Source organism: Flavonifractor porci, from assembly GCF_037572415.1.
GTDB lineage: Bacteria > Bacillota > Clostridia > Oscillospirales > Oscillospiraceae > Flavonifractor > Flavonifractor porci.
Window position 1 is genome coordinate 13,171 of the sequence record NZ_JBBHLB010000025.1, and the last position, 17,442, is coordinate 30,612.

The 17,442-nt window shown below is 60.9% G+C and carries 21 protein-coding genes and 4 tRNA genes; 22 read left to right on the forward strand and 3 right to left on the reverse strand.

The window, feature by feature from the left end:
* Window positions 1-20: 20 nt before the first annotated feature.
* Window positions 21-476, reverse strand: coding sequence for a transcriptional regulator NrdR (nrdR, locus tag WHJ28_RS15645; RefSeq protein ID WP_340042984.1), 456 nt, complete (start codon window positions 474-476; stop codon window positions 21-23).
* A gap of 178 nt (window positions 477-654) precedes the next feature.
* Here nrdR and WHJ28_RS15650 point away from each other — a divergent pair, with 178 nt between their 5' ends.
* The 15 genes from WHJ28_RS15650 (at window position 655) to WHJ28_RS15720 (ending at window position 11,164) form a co-directional block, all read left to right on the forward strand.
* Complete coding sequence (locus tag WHJ28_RS15650) at window positions 655-783, forward strand: hypothetical protein (protein WP_255396452.1); 129 nt, start codon at window positions 655-657, stop codon at window positions 781-783.
* A 121-nt stretch (window positions 784-904) separates the two neighbouring features.
* Window positions 905-978: transfer RNA gene (locus WHJ28_RS15655), tRNA-Gln, on the forward strand.
* A 119-nt stretch (window positions 979-1,097) separates the two neighbouring features.
* Entirely contained in the window at window positions 1,098-1,331 is a 234-nt protein-coding gene (locus WHJ28_RS15660) for a hypothetical protein (RefSeq protein ID WP_340042985.1), read from the forward strand.
* A gap of 247 nt (window positions 1,332-1,578) precedes the next feature.
* Window positions 1,579-1,809, forward strand: coding sequence for an acyl carrier protein (gene acpP / locus WHJ28_RS15665; protein WP_340042986.1), 231 nt, complete (start codon window positions 1,579-1,581; stop codon window positions 1,807-1,809).
* Window positions 1,810-1,865: 56 nt separating this feature from the next.
* Window positions 1,866-2,288: an acetyl-CoA carboxylase biotin carboxyl carrier protein gene (accB, locus tag WHJ28_RS15670; protein WP_425461162.1), complete on the forward strand. Its 423-nt coding sequence runs from the start codon at window positions 1,866-1,868 to the stop codon at window positions 2,286-2,288.
* Window positions 2,289-2,292: 4 nt separating this feature from the next.
* Entirely contained in the window at window positions 2,293-3,678 is a 1,386-nt protein-coding gene (gene accC / locus WHJ28_RS15675) for an acetyl-CoA carboxylase biotin carboxylase subunit (RefSeq protein WP_340042987.1), read from the forward strand.
* Window positions 3,675-4,541, forward strand: a complete 867-nt coding sequence (accD, locus tag WHJ28_RS15680; RefSeq protein ID WP_340042988.1) for an acetyl-CoA carboxylase, carboxyltransferase subunit beta — start codon at window positions 3,675-3,677, stop codon at window positions 4,539-4,541. The genes accC and accD overlap by 4 nt, the downstream gene beginning before the upstream one ends.
* Window positions 4,531-5,352 carry an acetyl-CoA carboxylase carboxyltransferase subunit alpha gene (locus tag WHJ28_RS15685; RefSeq protein WP_340042989.1) on the forward strand — a complete coding sequence of 274 codons (822 nt, stop codon included), beginning with the start codon at window positions 4,531-4,533 and terminating at the stop codon, window positions 5,350-5,352. Before accD ends, WHJ28_RS15685 begins: the two co-directional genes overlap by 11 nt.
* Complete coding sequence (locus WHJ28_RS15690) at window positions 5,349-6,299, forward strand: beta-ketoacyl-ACP synthase III (RefSeq protein ID WP_340042990.1); 951 nt, start codon at window positions 5,349-5,351, stop codon at window positions 6,297-6,299. Before WHJ28_RS15685 ends, WHJ28_RS15690 begins: the two co-directional genes overlap by 4 nt.
* A gap of 50 nt (window positions 6,300-6,349) precedes the next feature.
* Complete coding sequence (locus WHJ28_RS15695) at window positions 6,350-7,276, forward strand: DUF561 domain-containing protein (protein ID WP_340042991.1); 927 nt, start codon at window positions 6,350-6,352, stop codon at window positions 7,274-7,276.
* Window positions 7,273-8,199 carry an ACP S-malonyltransferase gene (gene fabD / locus WHJ28_RS15700; protein WP_340042992.1) on the forward strand — a complete coding sequence of 309 codons (927 nt, stop codon included), beginning with the start codon at window positions 7,273-7,275 and terminating at the stop codon, window positions 8,197-8,199. Before WHJ28_RS15695 ends, fabD begins: the two co-directional genes overlap by 4 nt.
* A 4-nt stretch (window positions 8,200-8,203) precedes the next feature.
* Window positions 8,204-8,947 carry a 3-oxoacyl-[acyl-carrier-protein] reductase gene (gene fabG, locus WHJ28_RS15705; RefSeq protein ID WP_340042993.1) on the forward strand — a complete coding sequence of 248 codons (744 nt, stop codon included), beginning with the start codon at window positions 8,204-8,206 and terminating at the stop codon, window positions 8,945-8,947.
* Window positions 8,948-8,965: 18 nt separating this feature from the next.
* Window positions 8,966-10,207, forward strand: a complete 1,242-nt coding sequence (gene fabF / locus WHJ28_RS15710; protein ID WP_340042994.1) for a beta-ketoacyl-ACP synthase II — start codon at window positions 8,966-8,968, stop codon at window positions 10,205-10,207.
* A 3-nt stretch (window positions 10,208-10,210) separates the two neighbouring features.
* Window positions 10,211-10,645, forward strand: coding sequence for a 3-hydroxyacyl-ACP dehydratase FabZ (gene fabZ / locus WHJ28_RS15715; protein ID WP_087331107.1), 435 nt, complete (start codon window positions 10,211-10,213; stop codon window positions 10,643-10,645).
* 66 nt (window positions 10,646-10,711) lie between these two features.
* Window positions 10,712-11,164 (forward strand): MarR family transcriptional regulator, encoded by a 453-nt coding sequence (locus tag WHJ28_RS15720; RefSeq protein ID WP_297289437.1) that lies wholly within the window; start codon window positions 10,712-10,714, stop codon window positions 11,162-11,164.
* A gap of 41 nt (window positions 11,165-11,205) precedes the next feature.
* On the opposite strand, the gene WHJ28_RS15725 is transcribed toward WHJ28_RS15720, so the two are convergent.
* Window positions 11,206-11,409 carry a type II toxin-antitoxin system antitoxin gene (locus WHJ28_RS15725; protein ID WP_087189043.1) on the reverse strand — a complete coding sequence of 68 codons (204 nt, stop codon included), beginning with the start codon at window positions 11,407-11,409 and terminating at the stop codon, window positions 11,206-11,208.
* Between the two features lies 1 nt (window position 11,410).
* Window positions 11,411-12,421, reverse strand: coding sequence for an SPFH domain-containing protein (locus WHJ28_RS15730; RefSeq protein WP_340042995.1), 1,011 nt, complete (start codon window positions 12,419-12,421; stop codon window positions 11,411-11,413).
* A 176-nt stretch (window positions 12,422-12,597) separates the two neighbouring features.
* On the opposite strand from WHJ28_RS15730, the gene rsmA reads away from it, so the two are divergent.
* The 7 genes from rsmA to WHJ28_RS15765 all read left to right on the forward strand — a co-directional run bounded on the left by rsmA (window position 12,598) and on the right by WHJ28_RS15765 (window position 17,074).
* A complete protein-coding gene (rsmA, locus tag WHJ28_RS15735; protein ID WP_340042996.1) occupies window positions 12,598-13,461 on the forward strand; it encodes a 16S rRNA (adenine(1518)-N(6)/adenine(1519)-N(6))-dimethyltransferase RsmA in 864 nt (287 codons plus the stop codon).
* 186 nt (window positions 13,462-13,647) lie between these two features.
* Complete coding sequence (pckA, locus tag WHJ28_RS15740) at window positions 13,648-15,255, forward strand: phosphoenolpyruvate carboxykinase (ATP) (RefSeq protein WP_340042997.1); 1,608 nt, start codon at window positions 13,648-13,650, stop codon at window positions 15,253-15,255.
* Window positions 15,256-15,368: 113 nt separating this feature from the next.
* Window positions 15,369-16,109 (forward strand): N-acetylmuramoyl-L-alanine amidase, encoded by a 741-nt coding sequence (locus WHJ28_RS15745; protein ID WP_340042998.1) that lies wholly within the window; start codon window positions 15,369-15,371, stop codon window positions 16,107-16,109.
* Between the two features lie 307 nt (window positions 16,110-16,416).
* The gene (locus WHJ28_RS15750; protein WP_340042999.1) at window positions 16,417-16,569 is read left to right on the forward strand and encodes a hypothetical protein; all 153 of its coding nucleotides are present in this window, start codon (window positions 16,417-16,419) and stop codon (window positions 16,567-16,569) included.
* A 107-nt stretch (window positions 16,570-16,676) separates the two neighbouring features.
* Window positions 16,677-16,753, forward strand: a tRNA-Arg gene (locus WHJ28_RS15755).
* Between the two features lie 154 nt (window positions 16,754-16,907).
* Window positions 16,908-16,994: transfer RNA gene (locus WHJ28_RS15760), tRNA-Leu, on the forward strand.
* Between the two features lie 3 nt (window positions 16,995-16,997).
* A tRNA-Met gene (locus WHJ28_RS15765) sits at window positions 16,998-17,074 on the forward strand.
* The last annotated feature ends 368 nt before the right edge of the window (window positions 17,075-17,442 follow it).

A 17,442-nucleotide genomic window follows, 5' to 3' on the forward strand; every position in this document is an offset into this window, starting at 1 on the left:
CGCCCCCCCTGCAATTTCTGTCACTTCTCTGCCAGAAGCTTGTTCAGTTCCTCCATAAAGGTGCTGATATCCTTGAACTGCCGGTAGACGGAAGCAAAACGGACATAGGCCACCTCGTCCACCCCTTTCAGCCGTTCCATCACCAGTTCACCGATACGGGCAGAGGGGATCTCCCGGTCCATTTCGTTTTGCAGGACCTGCTCGATCTCATTGGCCATGTCCTCCAGCGTGGCAAAGGCCACCGGCCGCTTCTCACAGGCCCGGATCATACCGTTGAGCAATTTGGTCTTGTCAAAGGTCTGACGGCTGCCGTCCTTTTTAATGACCATCAGCGGCAGGCTCTCCATGGTCTCATAGGTAGTAAAGCGCTTATGGCAGGCCAGACACTCCCGCCGACGGCGGATGCTGGACCCTTCATCGGATGGACGGGAGTCCACGACCTTGCTCTCCGGGTGAGAACAAAACGGACATCTCACGGCGGCAGACCTCCTTTAAAATACTGCCCCAGGCTTATGCCCAGGCAAAATATAGTAGCTTCTGTCGTGTTATTATACCATACTTTGTTGCCCGTTGGTATCCCTGAAATGAGAAAGTTTTTGTATAAATGAGGAAACACCGGGGCAAGCTAGGGATGGTGAAAGCGAGGTGAGCACCATGCAGAACCAGCACAACGAGCAGAAGAAGTCCAGAAACCAGAATCCCGCTCCCCAGGACTGCAAGCATCCCCAGAGCAAGAAGCAGGAGCAGCCCCAGGATAAGACCGGCGATCCCAACCGTCATTGACCCCTTTTCCGTGGGCCGGAACGTCCGGCCCACAATTTTTTTATTTTTTTCATTTTTCCTCTTGACATTTCTCTGTAGTTTGCTATAATAACACCTGCGCTCATGAGAGCAGCAACCAAATAGCGGGATTGTGTAAGGGTAGCACAGCAGACTCTGACTCTGTATGTGAGGGTTCGAATCCTTCTCCCGCTGCCAAAAGGAGACAGCCTGTGGCTGTCTCCTTTTTCTTTTTCGGTACCTCCCCTCATCTCCCCGCGTATACTGGGCTGTGGGGGGCAACCGCCCGTCACAATTTTGATTGGGGGTACTTCATCATGTGTTGTAACAACCGGAATCGCTGCTGCCGCTGCTGCTGCTGTCGCTGCTGCTGCGGCGCCTCTGAGAACAACAGGACCACTTCCAGCGACCTGTTCCCCGGCCTGACCCTGTCCAACCAGTCCGGCACCGCCGGCGGCCGTCAGGTCTATCTCACCATCCCGGCTTTTCTGTGGGCTGCCGATCAGGAGGAGGACACCTCCTGCGGCTGCGGCTGCTGCCGCTGCTGCTGAGCCCCACGCCGCCCGCTCCAGGGCGGCTACTTACCCCCGATCTCCGCCCTGCGATCCAATCGCAGGGCGCTTTTTTTGCACTTTTTTGTGAATTTAAACAGTTCTGAAGATTATCCTCTGGAGTTTCCAAAAAAAGTCTTGACAAATCACTTTTGCCTGCTAAAATATGCTTAAATTATTTTATTTAAATTTTTTAAGTAAAATGATTTAACTAAAATTTTTGAAGTGTTTTGTAAGGAGCATTATTATGGATTTCGAGAAGATGAAAGATCTCATTGTGGAGACTCTGAGCTGCGACGCCGACAAGGTCACTCCCGACGCCCGCCTGGCCGAGGACCTGGAGGCCGATTCCCTGGCTGCCGTAGAGCTGTCCATGGCTCTGGAGGAGGCCTTCGGGGTGACCATCGCCGACGAGGATCTGCCCAACATGAAGACTGTGGGCGACCTGATGAAGTACATCGAGGATCACGCTGAGTAAGAGGAAGAAAACGGGCATCGGTGCAAACCGATGCCTTTTTTCCGAAAGGAGCCGCTATGACCAACCAAGAGATTTTTGAGCTGATGACCCGCTTTGACCAGAGCGGCATCACTACCTTCAAGCTGACTACCAAGGACTGCACCCTGGAGCTGGGCAAGGGCGGCGCCGCCGTTCCCGCCGCTCCCGTAGGCGCACCCGCACCTGCCGCTGCTGCGCCCGCCCCGGCGGCTCAGCCCGAGGGTCCCTGCATCACCGCCCCTCTGGTGGGCACCTTCTATGCCGCCTCCGCCCCCGACGCCGAGCCCTTCGTCAAGGTGGGCGACAAGGTGAAGAAGGGCCAGACCGTCTGCCTCATGGAGGCCATGAAGATGATGAACGAGGTCCACGCCCCCTGTGACTGCACCATCGAGGCCATTCTCCAGGAGGATGGGGCTCTGGTGTCCTTCGGGGACCCCCTCGTTCGTTACCGGGAAGGGTGATTCCATGTTTAAGCGTATTTTGATCGCCAACCGGGGCGAGATCGCCGTCCGGGTGTTCCGGGCCTGCCGGGAGCTGGACATCGAGCCCGTGGTGGTCTACTCCCAGGCCGATTCGGAGGCCCTTCACGTCCAGCTGGCGGAGCAGGCCTGGTGCATCGGCCCCGCCCGCTCGGCGGACAGCTACTTAAATGTGGACGCCATCCTCACCGTGGCCCAGGCCACCGGGTGCGACGCCATCCATCCCGGCTACGGCTTCCTGTCGGAGAACGCCGACTTTGCCGACGCCTGCGCCCAGGCCGGCATTGCCTTCATCGGCCCCTCCGGCGACGTGATACGGGCCATGGGCAACAAAGCCGCCGCCCGCAAGCTGATGGTAGAGGCCGGGGTACCGGTGGTCCCCGGCTCCGACGGGGCGGTGGACACTGCCGAGGAGGCCAAGGCTCTGGCCGACTCCATCGGCTACCCTGTGCTCATCAAGGCTGCCGCCGGCGGCGGCGGACGGGGTATGCGCCGGGTGTTTGAGCCCGACCAGCTGATCCCCCTCTTTGAGGAGGCCCGCAGCGAGTCGGTGGCCTGCTTCGGCAGCGGAGAGATGTATCTGGAGAAGCTGATCCTCAATCCCCGGCACATCGAGTTCCAGATCCTGGCCGATTCCCAGGGCCACGTGATCCAGCTGGGGGACCGTGACTGCTCCATCCAGCGGCGCAACCAGAAGCTGCTGGAGGAATCCCCCTCCAAGGCCCTCACCCCCGAGCTGCGGGAGAAGATGGGCGCTGCCGCCGTGGCCGCCGCCAAGGCCGCGCACTATGAAAACGCCGGCACCATCGAGTTTGTGCTGGATCAGGAGGGCAACTTCTATTTCATTGAAATGAACACCCGCATCCAGGTGGAGCACCCGGTCACCGAGCTGGTCACCGGCATGGACCTGGTGCGGGAGCAGATCCGCATTGCCGCCGGTCTGCCCCTGTCCCGCACCCAGGAGGAGATCACCCTCAACGGCCACGCCATCGAGTGCCGTATCAACGCCGAGGACCCGGCCAACGACTTCCGCCCCTGTCCCGGCAAGATCGACTTCGTGCATCTGCCCGGCGGCTGTGGGGTGCGGGTGGACACCGGGCTGTATACCGGCTACGCCCTGCCCCCCTACTACGACTCCCTGATGGCAAAGCTCATTGTCCACGCTCCCACCCGGCTGGAGGCCATCCGCCGGATGCGCCGGGCTTTGGAGGAGCTCATCATCGAGGGGCCTGCCAACAACACCGATCTGCTCCACCAGATCATGCACCACCCCGACTTTATCCGGGGCAACTATAACACCGGCTACCTGGAGGCCAATATGGACACCCTGCTGGCCTGGAGCCGCAGCGGAGAGGAGGACAATCAGGCATGAGCAACGTCTTTGCCCAGCGGCGTCAGAAGCTGCTCTCTCTGAAGGCCCTCCGGGGTTCCTCTCCCGCCCCCGCCCACACCGAGGAGACCTGTCCCGCCTGCGGCGGCGCCTTCCGCCGCCGGGATCTGGTCATGAACCGGTACGTCTGCCCCCTGTGCGGCCACCACTATCCCATTGGGGCCTATTACCGCCTCAGCCTGGTGCTGGACAAGGGCACCTTCCGGGAGCTGGACGCCGCCCTGTCCTCCAACGATCCCCTGTCTTTCCCCGGCTATTCCGCCAAGCTGGAGGGAGCCCGCCGCCGCACCGGCATGAACGAGGCGGTTGTCACTGCCACCGGCCGCATCGGTGGCCAGAAGGTGGCCATCGGCGCTCTGGACAGCCGGTTCTTCATGGGCAGCATGAGCGTCGCCCTGGGCGAGAAGGTCACCCGGCTGGTGGAATACGCCGAAAAATATAAACTGCCCCTCATCCTCTTCTCCGCCAGCGGCGGAGCCCGGATGCAGGAGGGCATTTTGTCCCTGATGCAGATGGCCAAGACCTCCGCCGCCCTGGAGCGGTTCTCCCGCAAGGGCGGGCTGTACATCTCAGTGCTCACCCATCCCACCACCGGCGGCGTCACCGCCAGCTTTGCCAGCCTGGGGGATATCATGCTGGCCGAGCCCGGCGCCCTCATCGGCTTTGCCGGTCCTCGTGTCATTGAGCAGACCATCGGCGAAAAGCTGCCCGATGGCTTCCAGAGCGCCGAGTACCTGCTGGAGCACGGCTTTCTGGACGCCATTGTCCCCCGCTCCCAGCTGCGAGACACCCTGATTCAGCTGCTGAAACTTCACGGGAAAGGAGGGAGCGACCGTGGCAAGTAACCTCATCCCCGCTCAGCGGGTGGCTCTGGCCCGCCATCAGGAGCGTCCGGGCACCGCGGATTTTATCGCCGCCCTCTTTACTGATTTCTTTGAACAGCGGGGCGACCGGCTGTGCGCCGACGACGGCAGCATTCTGGGCGGCGTGGCCCTCTTCCACGGCCAGCCGGTCACCGTCATCGGCCACCGGAAGGGCCGTACCCTGGAGGAGCACCTGGCCTACCATTTCGGTATGCCCTCCCCCGAAGGCTACCGCAAAGCCCAGCGGCTCATGGAGCAGGCGGAAAAATTCCGCCGCCCTGTTATCACCTTCATTGACACCCCCGGCGCTTACCCTGGCCTGGAGGCCGAGGCCAGAGGTCAGGGAGAGGCCATTGCCCGCACCCTGGCCCTCTCCTCCGCCCTCACCGTCCCGGTGATCTCGGTGGTCACCGGCGAGGGCGGCAGCGGCGGCGCATTGGCTCTGGGTGTGGGCAACAAGGTGCTCATGCTGGAGAACGCGGTCTACTCCGTTCTCTCCCCCGAGGGCTTTGCCGCCATCCTGTGGAAGGACTCCTCCCGCAGCGACGAGGCCTGCGACGTAATGAAGCTCACCGCCGCCGATCTGCTGGAGCTGGGGGTCATCGACGCCATCATCCCCGAACCCGCTGAAGGCGCCCACACCAACCTGCATGGGGTATGCAGGGCGCTGGATGCCGTCCTGGCGAAGGAGCTGGCGGCGCTGAACAAGCTGAACGGTCAGGCGCTGGCCACCCAGCGCTATAAAAAATTCCGCTTAATGGGCAGTAAGGCCCTGAGAAAGGAGCGCCCATGAACGGAATCAAACTGCTGAGCACCGGTTCCGCCCTGCCCCGGCAGGCGGTGACCAATGACGATATGGCCAAGATCGTGGACACCAACGACGAGTGGATCGCCAGCCGCACCGGCATCCGCAGCCGCTACCACTGCACCGAGGGGGAGAGCCACACCTCCCTGTGTCTGGCCGCCGCCAAGCAGGCCCTGGAGGGCTCCGGCATCAGCCCGGAGCAGATCGGGGTGTGCATCGTGGCCACCCTGTCCCAGGACTATCTGACCCCCGCCGCCGCCTGCATCCTCCAGCGGGATCTGGGCTTCCCGGAGGACACGGTGTGCTTTGACCTGAACGCCGCCTGCTCCGGCTTCGTGTACGGCCTGCACACCGCCGAGTGCCTTCTAACCGCCGCAGAACGGAAGTTCGGCCTCATCGTGGGAGTGGAAACCCTCAGCCGCATCACCGACTTCACCGACCGTTCCACCTGCGTCCTCTTCGGCGACGGCGCAGGCGCCGCCGTGGTGGAGTGGCGGGCTGACTATCCCTCCCTCTGCGGAGTGCTGGGCTGCCGGGGCAATCAGGAAGCTCTGTACGTCCCCGGGGCCAACAGCACCGCGCCCTCCTACATCCACATGGACGGCAAGTCGGTGTTCCGCTTCGCGGTAGAGGCCCTGCCCCGCTGCGCCAAAGAGGTACTCAAAAAGGCGAGCCTCACCTTGGAGGACGTGGACCGCTTCGTGTTCCACCAGGCCAACCAGCGCATCATTGACTTCGCGGTGAAGAAGCTGGGGGTAGATCCCGCCAAGTGCACCGGCAACATCGCCCGCACCGGCAACACTTCCGCCGCCAGCGTACCCCTGCTGCTGGATGAGCTGGTCACCTCCGGTCAGCTGACCTCCGGCCAGAAGGCTCTGTGCGTGGGCTTCGGCGGCGGCCTGACCTGGGCGGGAGCCCTTTTGGAATTGGCATAAAACGGCGGGGCGTCGAGTACGCCGCCCGTTTCTTTGATAAGGAGCTTACTATGAAACTGAACGAATTGTTGGGGATTGAATTCCCCATGATCCAGGGCGGTATGGCCAACGTGGCCACCGGCGCTTTTGCCGCCGCCGTATCCAATGCCGGGGCTCTGGGCCTCATCGGCTCCGGCGGCATGGACGCCGATTCTCTGCGCCGTGAGATCCAGGTGGCCAAGTCCTCCACCAGCAAGCCCTTCGGCGTCAATCTGATGCTGATGAATCCCCACATTGAGGATCTGGCCCGGGTGGTGGTGGAGGAGGGCGTCCAGGTGGTGACCACCGGCGCCGGCAATCCCGGCAAGTACGTCCCCGCCTGGAAGGCTGCGGGCATCAAGGTGTTCCCCGTGGTGGCCGCTCCCATCCTGGCCAAGCGTCTGGAGCGCTACGGCATTGACGGCATCATCGCCGAGGGCACCGAGAGCGGCGGCCATGTGGGCGAGATGACCACCATGGCCCTGGTGCCCCAGGTGGTGGACGCGGTGAGCGTGCCCGTCATCGCCGCCGGCGGCATTGCCGACGGCCGTCAGATGGCTGCCGCCTTCGCCCTGGGCGCCTGCGGCGTGCAGATCGGCACCTGTCTGCTGGCCAGTGAGGAGTGTCCCATCCATGACAACTACAAGCAGGCCGTGGTGAAGGCCGGGGCCAACGACACCACCGTCACCGGCCGCACCGGCGGGGCTCCTGTCCGGGTACTCAAAAACAAGATGGCCCGGGAGTACCTGCGCATGGAGAAGCAGAACCTGCCCCTGGAGGAGATGGAAAAACTGACCCTGGGTTCCCTCCGCCGGGCGGTGTTCGACGGCGACCTGGACACCGGCAGCTTTATGGCCGGTCAGGTGGCCGGTATGGTAAAGGAGGTCCGTCCCCTGCGGGCCATCTTTGAGGAAATGATGCGCGGCTGTGAGGCCGTTGTGAAAGGACTGAACGTATGAGCCTCGCGTTTCTGTACGCCGGACAGGGCAGCCAGCATCCCGGCATGGGAGCCGACCTCTATGAGGCCTATCCCGTATTCAAAGCCGTGCTGGACAGCGCCGATGTGGACTTTGACCTGAAAACCGTCTCCTTTACCGACCCCGACGGGGTGCTGAACCAGACGGAGTACACCCAGCCCTGTATGGTGGCTTTCGCCGCCGGCATGACCGCCATTCTGTTTGAGATGGGCATCCGTCCCGACTACGCCGCCGGTCTCAGCCTGGGCGAGTATTCCGCCCTCCAGGCCGCTGGAGTGTTCACCCCCGCCCAGGCCGTCTCCCTGGCCGCCTTCCGTGGCAAGGCCATGGCCTCCGCTGCCGCCGGTATCCCCTGCGGCATGACCGCCGTACTGGGTCTGGACCGGGAGAAGCTGCAGCAGGCCTGCAACCAAGCCGCCGACGCCGGTGTGGTGGAAATCGCCAACTATAACTGCCCCGGCCAGCTGGTCATCGGCGGCGCCCAGGAGGCGGTGAACAAGGCCGCTTCCATCGCCAAGGAGCTGGGCGCCAAGCGCTGCCTGCCCCTGAAGGTCAGCGGCCCCTTCCACACCTCCCTGCTCTCCCCCGCCGGCGACGTCCTGCGGGAGAAGTTCCAGAGCGTCACCTTTGGAGAGATGGCCTTCCCGGTGCTCTTCAACTGCCTGGGCCGTGAGATGGGCGAAAACGACACCATTCCCGCCTTACTGGAGCGCCAGGTCCAGTCCTCCGTTTACATGGAGGACACCATCCGCCGCCTGGAGGAGCTGGGTGTGGACACCATCGTGGAGATCGGGCCGGGCAAGGCCCTCAGCGGCTTTGTGAAAAAGACCGCTCCCTCTATCAAGACCTACGCCGTGGAGACCTGCGCCGACATCGAGGCTCTCTCCGCCGCTTTGAAAGGATAACATTATGAGCATGAATGGAAAAATCGCCGTGGTCACCGGCGGCAGCCGGGGCATCGGCAAGGCCATCTGCCTGGAGCTGGCCCGCCGTGGGGCCAACGTGGTGTTCTCCTACGCCGGCAACACCGCCGCTGCTGAGGAGACTCTGGCCGCCCTCAAGGAGCTGGGCGTGGAAGCCCGTGCCGTCCAGGGCAGCGTGGCCGATCCCGCCGCTGTGAAGACCCTGATGGACACCGCCGTGAAAGAGCTGGGCGGCCTCCACATCCTGGTGAACAACGCCGGCATCACCCGGGACAACCTGGCCATGATGCTGAAGGAAGAGGACTTCGACGCAGTCATCGAGACCAACCTGAAGGGGGCCTTCCTGTGCATGAAGGCCGCCGCCCGGCCCATGATGAAGGCCCGCTACGGCCGCATCATCAACCTCAGCTCGGTGGTAGCGCTCCGGGGCAATCCCGGCCAGATCAACTACTGCGCCAGCAAGGCAGGCGTCATCGGCATGACCAAGTCCCTGGCCAAGGAACTGGGCGGACGGGGTGTTACCGTCAACGCCGTGGCCCCCGGCTACATCGCCACCGACATGACCGCTGCCCTCCCCGATGCCGCCCGGGAGGCCATGCTGTCCACCATCCCCGCCGGCCGGGCCGGCACTCCCGAGGACGTGGCTACCGCCGTGGCCTTCCTGGCCTCCGATGAGGCGGCCTACATCACCGGCCAGGTCCTTTCCGTCGACGGCGGCATGGGTATGTGAGGAGGAACAAGATCAACTATGGAAAAACGCAGAGTCGTCATTACCGGCATGGGGACCGTGAATCCCCTGGGCCACAACGTGGCCGACACCTGGCAGGCCATCCGTAACGGCGTGTGCGGCATCGCCCCCATCACCCAGTACGACGCCGCCCCTCAGAAGGTCCACCTGGCCGCCGAGGTAAAGGACTGGGACCCCACTTCTGTGCTGGACAAGAAGGAAGTGCGCCACATGGCTCGCTACTCCCAGCTGGCCATGGCCTCCGCCAAGGAAGCGGTGGCTGACAGCAGCTTGGATCTGGAGTCCATCGACCGCACCCGCTGCGGCGTCATCGTCTCCAGTGGCATCGGCGGCATCGGGGTCACCGAGTCCGAGCAGACCCGCTGCTCCGAAAAGGGTTTTGACCGTGCCTCCCCCTTCTACATCCCTTCCGCTATCGCTAACATGGGCGCCGGCCTCATCGCCATCGCTTTCGGCTTCCGGGGTATGTGTACCTGCCCCGTTACCGCCTGCGCCGGCGGCTCCAACGCCGTGGGCGACGCCTTCCGCCACATCCGGGACGGCTATGCCGAGGTGATGCTGTGCGGCGGCGCTGAGTCCGCCATCACCCCCCTGTCCATCGGCGGCTTCACCACCATGCGGGCCCTCCATGTGGGCGACGACCCCGACCGGGCCTCCATCCCCTTTGACGCCCAGCGTTCCGGCTTCGTTATGGGCGAGGGCGCCGGCATCCTGGTGCTGGAGGAGTATGAGCACGCCAAGGCCCGTGGGGCCAAGGTATATGCCGAAGTTGTGGGCTACGGCGCCACCTGTGACGCCTATCACATGACCGCCCCCGCCCCCCACGGAGAGGGCGGCGCCCGGGCTATGGCCCAGGCTCTGGCCGACGGCGGCGTGGCCCCCGAGCAGGTGGGCTACATCAACGCCCACGGCACCTCCACCCCTCTGAACGACTCCGGCGAGACCGACGCCATCAAGACGGTGTTCGGCGACCATGCCTACCAGCTGGCGGTCAGCTCCACCAAGTCCATGACCGGCCATATGCTGGGGGCTGCCGGCGCGGTGGAGGCCATCTTCTCCGCCCTGGCCCTGAAGGACGGGTATCTGCCCGCCACCATTAACTATCAGGAGGCTGATCCGGCCTGCGACCTGGACTATGTGCCCAACCAGGGCCGGAATGCCGACGTACAGTACGCCCTGTCCAACTCCCTGGGCTTCGGCGGTCACAACGCCTGCGTGCTGTTCAAGAAGTGGGAGGGTTAAGCCATGGAACTCAACTCCAATCAGATCGCAGAGATCCTGCCCCACCGCTACCCCTTCGCCCTGGTGGACCGCATCGTGGACGGCGAGGCTGGCAAGTGGGCCAAGGGCATCAAGTGCGTCAGCGTCAACGAGCCCTTCTTCCAGGGCCACTTCCCCCAGTACCACGTCATGCCCGGCGTCCTCATTCTGGAGGCCCTGGCCCAGGTGGGCGCGGTGGCCCTGCTGTCCCTGCCGGAGAACCGGGGCAAGATCGCCTTCTTCGGCGGCATCAAGAACGCCCGGTTCCGCCGCCAGGTCACCCCTGGCGACGTGCTGGAGCTGGAATGCACCCTCACCAAGCAGAAAGGGCCGGTGGGCATCGGGGAGGCCAAGGCCACCGTCAACGGGCAGGTGGCGGCCACGGCGGAACTCACCTTTGCCCTGGGTAAGGATTCCTGATTGCCCTCCCCTCCGCTTTTTGCTATAATATGTTTAAAAATGATACTGTTTTGCGGAGGCACGGGTATGCTGGAAGAGAAATTTGAAATCGTGTATACAAAATTTAAACTTCACTTTTATCAGGAGATCTTCGAGCGGTTCCAGAACCGGGAGGCCAGCCTGACCACGGTGGAGACCTTCGCAATGGAGACCATCCAGGCTCTGGGCTCCCCCACCATCAACGAGTTTGCCTCCTTTATGCGGATCTCCCCGCCCAACGCGGCCTATAAGATCAACAGCCTCATCCGCAAAGGCTACGTTCAGAAGATCCAGTCGGAGCATGACAAGCGGGAGTATCACCTGCAGGTGACCCAGAAGTACAAGGACTACTACAACGTCAGCAGCGACTACGTTCATGTAGTCACCGAGCGGATGCGGGAGCGGTTCACCCCCGACGAGTGCGCCAAGCTGGAGGAGATGCTCTCCATCATCAGCAAGGAGCTGATGCCGGAGGTCAGCCTGGGTTCCGCCGAAGCCTGAGCAACAAAAGAGGACGTGCTGCATAGCAGCACGTCCTCTTTTCATTCGATATCCAGTTCCGGCGGCACATCGATCTCATCGGATACATATTTGCCGTTCTTTTTCCGCTGCCGGACGCACTCGGTGAGCAGATACTCGATCTGCCCGTTCACCGAGCGGAAGTCGTCCTCCGCCCAGGCAGCAATGGCCGCATACAGCTTGGGAGACAGGCGCAGGGGCACCTGCTTCTTACCATCGCCCGCCATATCAGTACAGGCTGCCGGAGTTGACCACCGGCTGGGCGTCCCGGTTGCCGCAGAGCACCACCAGCAGGTTGGACACCATGGCGGCCTTCCGCTCCTCGTCCAGTTCCACCACCTGCTTCTCGCTGAGCCGCTCCAGAGCCATTTCCACCATGCCCACAGCCCCGTCCACAATCATCTTGCGGGCGTCGATGATGGCGCTGGCCTGCTGCCGCTGGAGCATCACCGCGGCGATCTCGGGGGCGTAGGCCAGGTAGGTGATGCGGGCCTCAATGATTTCCAGCCCCGCCTGGGCCACCTTGCTCTGGATCTCATCCTTGATACGCCCGGCCACCACCTCACTGGAGCCCCGCAGGCTGCCCTCGTCAGCGATGCCGTCGCCGGTAGTGTCCACATTGGGGGCCACGTCGTAGGGGTAGATACGCACGATGTTCCGCAGGGCGCTGTCACACTGGAGGGACAGATACTCCTTGTAGTTGTCCACGTCGAACACCGCTTTGGCAGTGTCCACCACCCGCCACATGACGGCGATACCGATCTCCACCGGGTTGCCCAGGCAGTCGTTGATCTTCTGGCGGTTGTTGTTCAGGGTCATGATCTTCAATGAGATCTTCTTGCCGGCCGCCTGGGCCTCCGCCTTCTTCTCCGCCTTGCTGCCGCCGTCCACATCGCCGCTCTGGTTCAGCTTGGTCTGGGCCGCTGGGTTCACCCCGGAGCAGAAAGGATTGACGTAGTAGAAGCCCTCCCCCTTCAGGGTACCGATGTACTTGCCGAACAGGGTGAGCACCAGGGCCTCCTGGGGCTTGAGCACCTTCAGACCGCACAGGAAGATCCAGCCCAGAGACGCCCAGACAACACTCACAGCCAGAATGACTACCGTGACTGTATCCATGTCTCCCGCCCCATCCTGGACGGCGGCCCACACGATGCCGACGATCGCCAGCACATACAGGGCCAGAATGAGCAGCAGCATAGGCATACCCTTTTTCTTGCCGGTCAAAATCTTCTCTTCCATAAGAGCACCTCCCGCTCTCTTTTTGATATCAAAATAATATCACCTAAATATCAATTTGTCAAGCAGCAGGCGCATACCTTTCTTTGCATCCAACGTTGTTCGTCCTTCCTGCCCGTATACTTGTATTTTGGTTTCGTTTCCCGTATACTGGTGTCAATATGTGTGTGAGGTGGATTATGGATCTCTGCAACAGCAACGACATCAAGGCCCTGTTGGGCCGTCACGGCTTTCGCTTTTCCAAAAGCATGGGCCAGAACTTCCTCATCCAGGGGTGGGTGCCCCAGGACATTGCCGACGCCTCCGGCGCCGACGAAACCTGCGGCGCGCTGGAGATCGGGCCGGGCATCGGTCCCCTCACCGTTCAGCTGGCCCGGCGGGCGGGCAGGGTGGCCGCCATAGAACTGGACCGGGACCTGCTGCCCATTCTGGGTGAAACTCTGGCCCCCTTTGACAATGTGACCGTCATCCCCGGGGACGCCATGAAGCTGGACCTGGCCGCCCTGGCAACCGAACAGTTTCCCGGCCTCACCCCGGTGGCCTGCGCCAACCTGCCCTACAACATTACCACCCCCGTCATCACCGCCCTCATTGAGGCAGGCTGCTTTGCCTCCATCACGGTGATGATCCAGCGGGAGGTGGCCAAACGTATCTGCGCAGCTCCCGGCACGGCGGATTACGGCGCCTTCTCCCTCTTCTGCCAGTACTACACCACCCCCGAGTACCTCTTTGAGGTACCCCCGGAGTGCTTCCTGCCCGCGCCCAAGGTGACCTCGGCGGTGATCCGCATGGTGCCTCGAACAGAGCCGGTGCAGACCCTGGTGGAGGACGCCTTCTTCTTCCGGGTGGTACGCGCCTCCTTTGCACAGCGCCGCAAGACCCTGCTCAACGGTCTGTCCGCCGCCTTTGGAGACCGTCTGAGCAAGGAACAGCTGCGGCAGGCCATCGCCGACGCCGGGCTGCCCGAGGGTGTCCGCGGTGAGCGGCTGGGTATTGATGAATTTGCCGTTCTGGCCCGCACACTCCGTGCTCTCGGGGCTTGAAGATCCTGGCACTTTGAAAGGCAGATTGAAACTGTCGGCAAACAGAATTGCAAAATCGCCGGGTATAGAGGAATTGACATTATGCCTAAATTTGTGTATGATTATCCCATGGGATTTGTAACTTCCGGGGCTTGTCCGCCCCGCCGGAGCCCCAGAGAGATCAATACGGGAAAGAGGTCATGCATTATGGCAAACATTGATTTGAATCAATACGGCATCACCGGCGTCACCGAGATCCTCCACAACCCCTCCTATGAGGTCCTGTTCCAGGAAGAGACCAGGCCCGATCTGGAAGGCTATGATAAGGGCCAGGTCACCGACCTGGGTGCCGTCAACGTCATGACCGGCATCTATACCGGCCGTTCCCCCAAGGACAAATTCATCGTTATGGACGACACCTCCAGGGACACCGTGTGGTGGACCTCCGATGAATTCAAGAACGACAACAAACCCGCTTCCCAGCAGGCCTGGGATACCTGCAAGCAGCTGGCCATCCAGGAACTGTCCAATAAGAAGCTGTACGTTATGGACGTGTTCTGCGGCACCAACGCCGACACCCGTATGGCCATCCGCTTCATTATGGAAGTGGCCTGGCAGGCCCACTTTGTAAAAAATATGTTCATTCAGCCCACCGAGGCGGAGCTTGAAAGCTTCCAGCCCGATTTTATCTCCTACAATGCCTCCAAGGCCAAGGTGGAAAACTATAAGGAGCTGGGTCTCAACTCCGAGACTGCCGCCATCTTCAATCTTACCTCCCGGGAGCAGGTCATTCTGAACACCTGGTACGGCGGCGAGATGAAGAAGGGTATGTTCTCCATGATGAACTACTTCCTGCCCCTCAAGGGCATGGCCTCCATGCACTGCTCCGCCAACACCGACATGAACGGTGAGAGCACCGCTCTGTTTTTCGGCCTGTCCGGTACCGGCAAGACCACCCTGTCCACCGACCCCAAACGCCTGCTCATCGGCGATGACGAACACGGCTGGGACGACAACGGCATCTTCAACTTCGAGGGCGGCTGCTACGCCAAGGTCATCAACCTGGATAAGGAGTCCGAGCCTGATATCTACAATGCCATCAAGCGCAACGCGCTTCTGGAAAACGTCACTGTGGACGAAAACGGCCACTGCGACTTCAATGATGATTCTGTCACTGAGAATACCCGCGTCTCTTATCCCATCAACCACATTGAGAAGATCGTCCGGCCCGTGTCCGCCGGCCCCGCCGCCAAGAATGTGATCTTCCTGTCCGCCGACGCCTTCGGTGTGCTGCCCCCTGTGTCCATCCTGACCCCGGAGCAGACCGAGTACTACTTCCTGTCCGGCTTCACCTCCAAGCTAGCCGGCACCGAGCGGGGCATTACCGAGCCCACCCCCACCTTCTCCGCCTGCTTCGGCCAGGCCTTCCTGGAGCTCCACCCCACCAAGTACGGTGAGGAACTGGTGAAGAAGATGGCCAAGTCGGGCGCCAAGGCCTACCTGGTGAACACCGGCTGGAACGGCACCGGCAAGCGGATCTCCATTAAGGACACCCGCGGCATCATCGACGCCATCCTGGACGGCTCCATCCTGAAGGCGGAGACTATGACCATCCCCTACTTCAATCTGGCTGTTCCCACAACCCTTCCCGGTGTGGATACCAATATTCTGGACCCTCGCAATACCTATGCCGATCCCACCGAATGGGACGCCAAGGCCAGGGATCTGGCCGCCCGCTTCGTGAAGAACTTTGCCAAGTATACCTCCAACGCCGCCGGCAAGGCTCTGGTGGCCGCCGGTCCCAAGGTGGACTGAGTCATTTACATACATCGTTCAGCCGTCCCCGGTGCATTTTGCGCACCGGGGACGTTTTCTGGTGCGCAGGCCTCCCTTCTCCCGCATAGCATGGGGAAAAGGAGGTTATTTCTATGCCCATTATCTACCTCTCCCCCTCCACACAGGAGAACAACCTGTACGTCACCGGCGGCACAGAGGAAGAGTGGATGAACCGCCTGGCCGACGCAATGGAGCCCTACCTCACCGCTGCTGGCATCCGGTTTTCCCGCAACACTCCGGACATGACCGCCCTGTCCTCCATCCGGGCCTCCAACGCCGGAAACTACGATCTCCATCTGGCCCTCCACTCCAACGCCGCTCCGGAGGAGCAATACGGTCAGGCACGAGGTATCCTGGTGTTCTATTACCCCAGTTCCACAGAAGGCAAGCGGGCCGCCCAACTCATTGCCAACGGTCTGAAAACCATCTATCCTCTGCCCAATAAGGTTCGGGCGGAGTCCACCACCTCCATTGGCGAGGTGCGGCGGGTGCGTGCCCCCTCGGTATTTCTGGAGCTGGGCTATCACGACAACCCGGACGACGCCGCCTGGGTGCAGAATAACCTGGACGCCATTGCCCGCAATATCGTGCTCTCCCTGACGGAGTATTTTGGTCTGCCCTTTCTGGAGCCCCAGTCCCCCCGCCCCGCCGTTGTGGACGTCTCCTGGGGCTACCTGAATATCCGGGATAAGCCCTCCCCCACCGCCGCCGTGCTGGCCAAGGCTTACGATGGCACCCGCCTTACCATCCTCAACCAGTGGGAAGACTGGTATGTGGTCCGTCTGGACGGTATGGTGGGCTGGGCCAACAGCCAGTTCATCACACTGCTGTAGAAAACTTATGCGTTCATAATTCGTTCACAATAAGTTCCAAAACGGTTCACCACTTCGGTTTGGAATCTGGTATCATAGGGATCGTCAGGATACCAGAGATAACAATGACATTACTCCTCCTCTCTTCTCTCTCTTTTCAACGCACTACCCACTGTCCCACCGCAGGGCGGCAATCGCTCCCTGCGGTGGGGACAGACCAAAACTCCCGCGCCTCTGTTTCAGGGGCGCGTTTTTTGCCGCCCGCTGTATCCTTTTTCCTTCTGCCGGCTATACTAGCTATGCAGGCTAACCGGCAGGAGGTGATACGATGGCGTATGTAGATCCGGCGATCCGGCCCCAGTTTGATTCCATGCCGCCCCAGCTGAGGGAGCATATCCTCGGCATGGGGGTCCGGCTGGAAACCATGGCTGATTTGATGGGCTGTTTGGAGCGTATTATCGCGGAAGAGGGCGGCAAATAGCCCTTCAGAAATTTTTTGAAAAAAATCAAAAATAACTCTTGCATTCTGTCTAAAGCTGTGCTAATATAATTAAGCTGTCAGCGAGAGAGAAACACTTCAGCTGATATGCGGCTGTAGCTCAGTTGGATAGAGTGTTTGGCTACGAACCAAAAGGTCGGGGGTTCGAATCCCTTCAGCCGTACCAAGAGAGACACGCTTTTGCGTGTCTCTCTTGTTTTTTTGCTTTTTATCCGCCAGTCAATTTTTCTCTTTATTTTTTCAAATCAGGGGTTGACATACCATTCCCGCTGTGGTATTCTAGTTAGGCACTCAGAAAACGCGAGACTGGAGCCCTCCACGCCGGAGTGGCGGAATTGGCAGACGCCCGGGACTTAAAATCCCGTGGGAGTAATCCCGTGCCGGTTCGACCCCGGTCTCCGGCACCATATCGCGGGGTAGAGCAGTTTGGTAGCTCGTCGGGCTCATAACCCGGAGGTCGGAGGTTCAAATCCTCCCCCCGCAACCACATTGTGCGACCAAAAAAGATATCGCACCGGAAAACCCCGAAGCCACAACGGTTTCGGGGTTTTTTCGCGTCCAATTTTGACTGCACAAAAAAAAGATATCTTTTCATGCTTACCCCCATTGGTGAGGACTTGAACTAAATTCTGGCGGTTATCCCCCCGTTTTTCGCCGTTGTTTTCAGAATTATTCCGCTCACAGCAAAAAATATTTTGTTAAATTTTCGTGAACAAAGTGGTTTGTACTAAAATATGACATTAAGGTCAAAAGGGAGGTTTTGAAGTTAGCGCAGCTAATGTTAGGCCTGTTTTGCTGCTCCAAAACAATATCATACCAATAAAAATTGCCTGCCGGCCCTCTATACGGGACGGC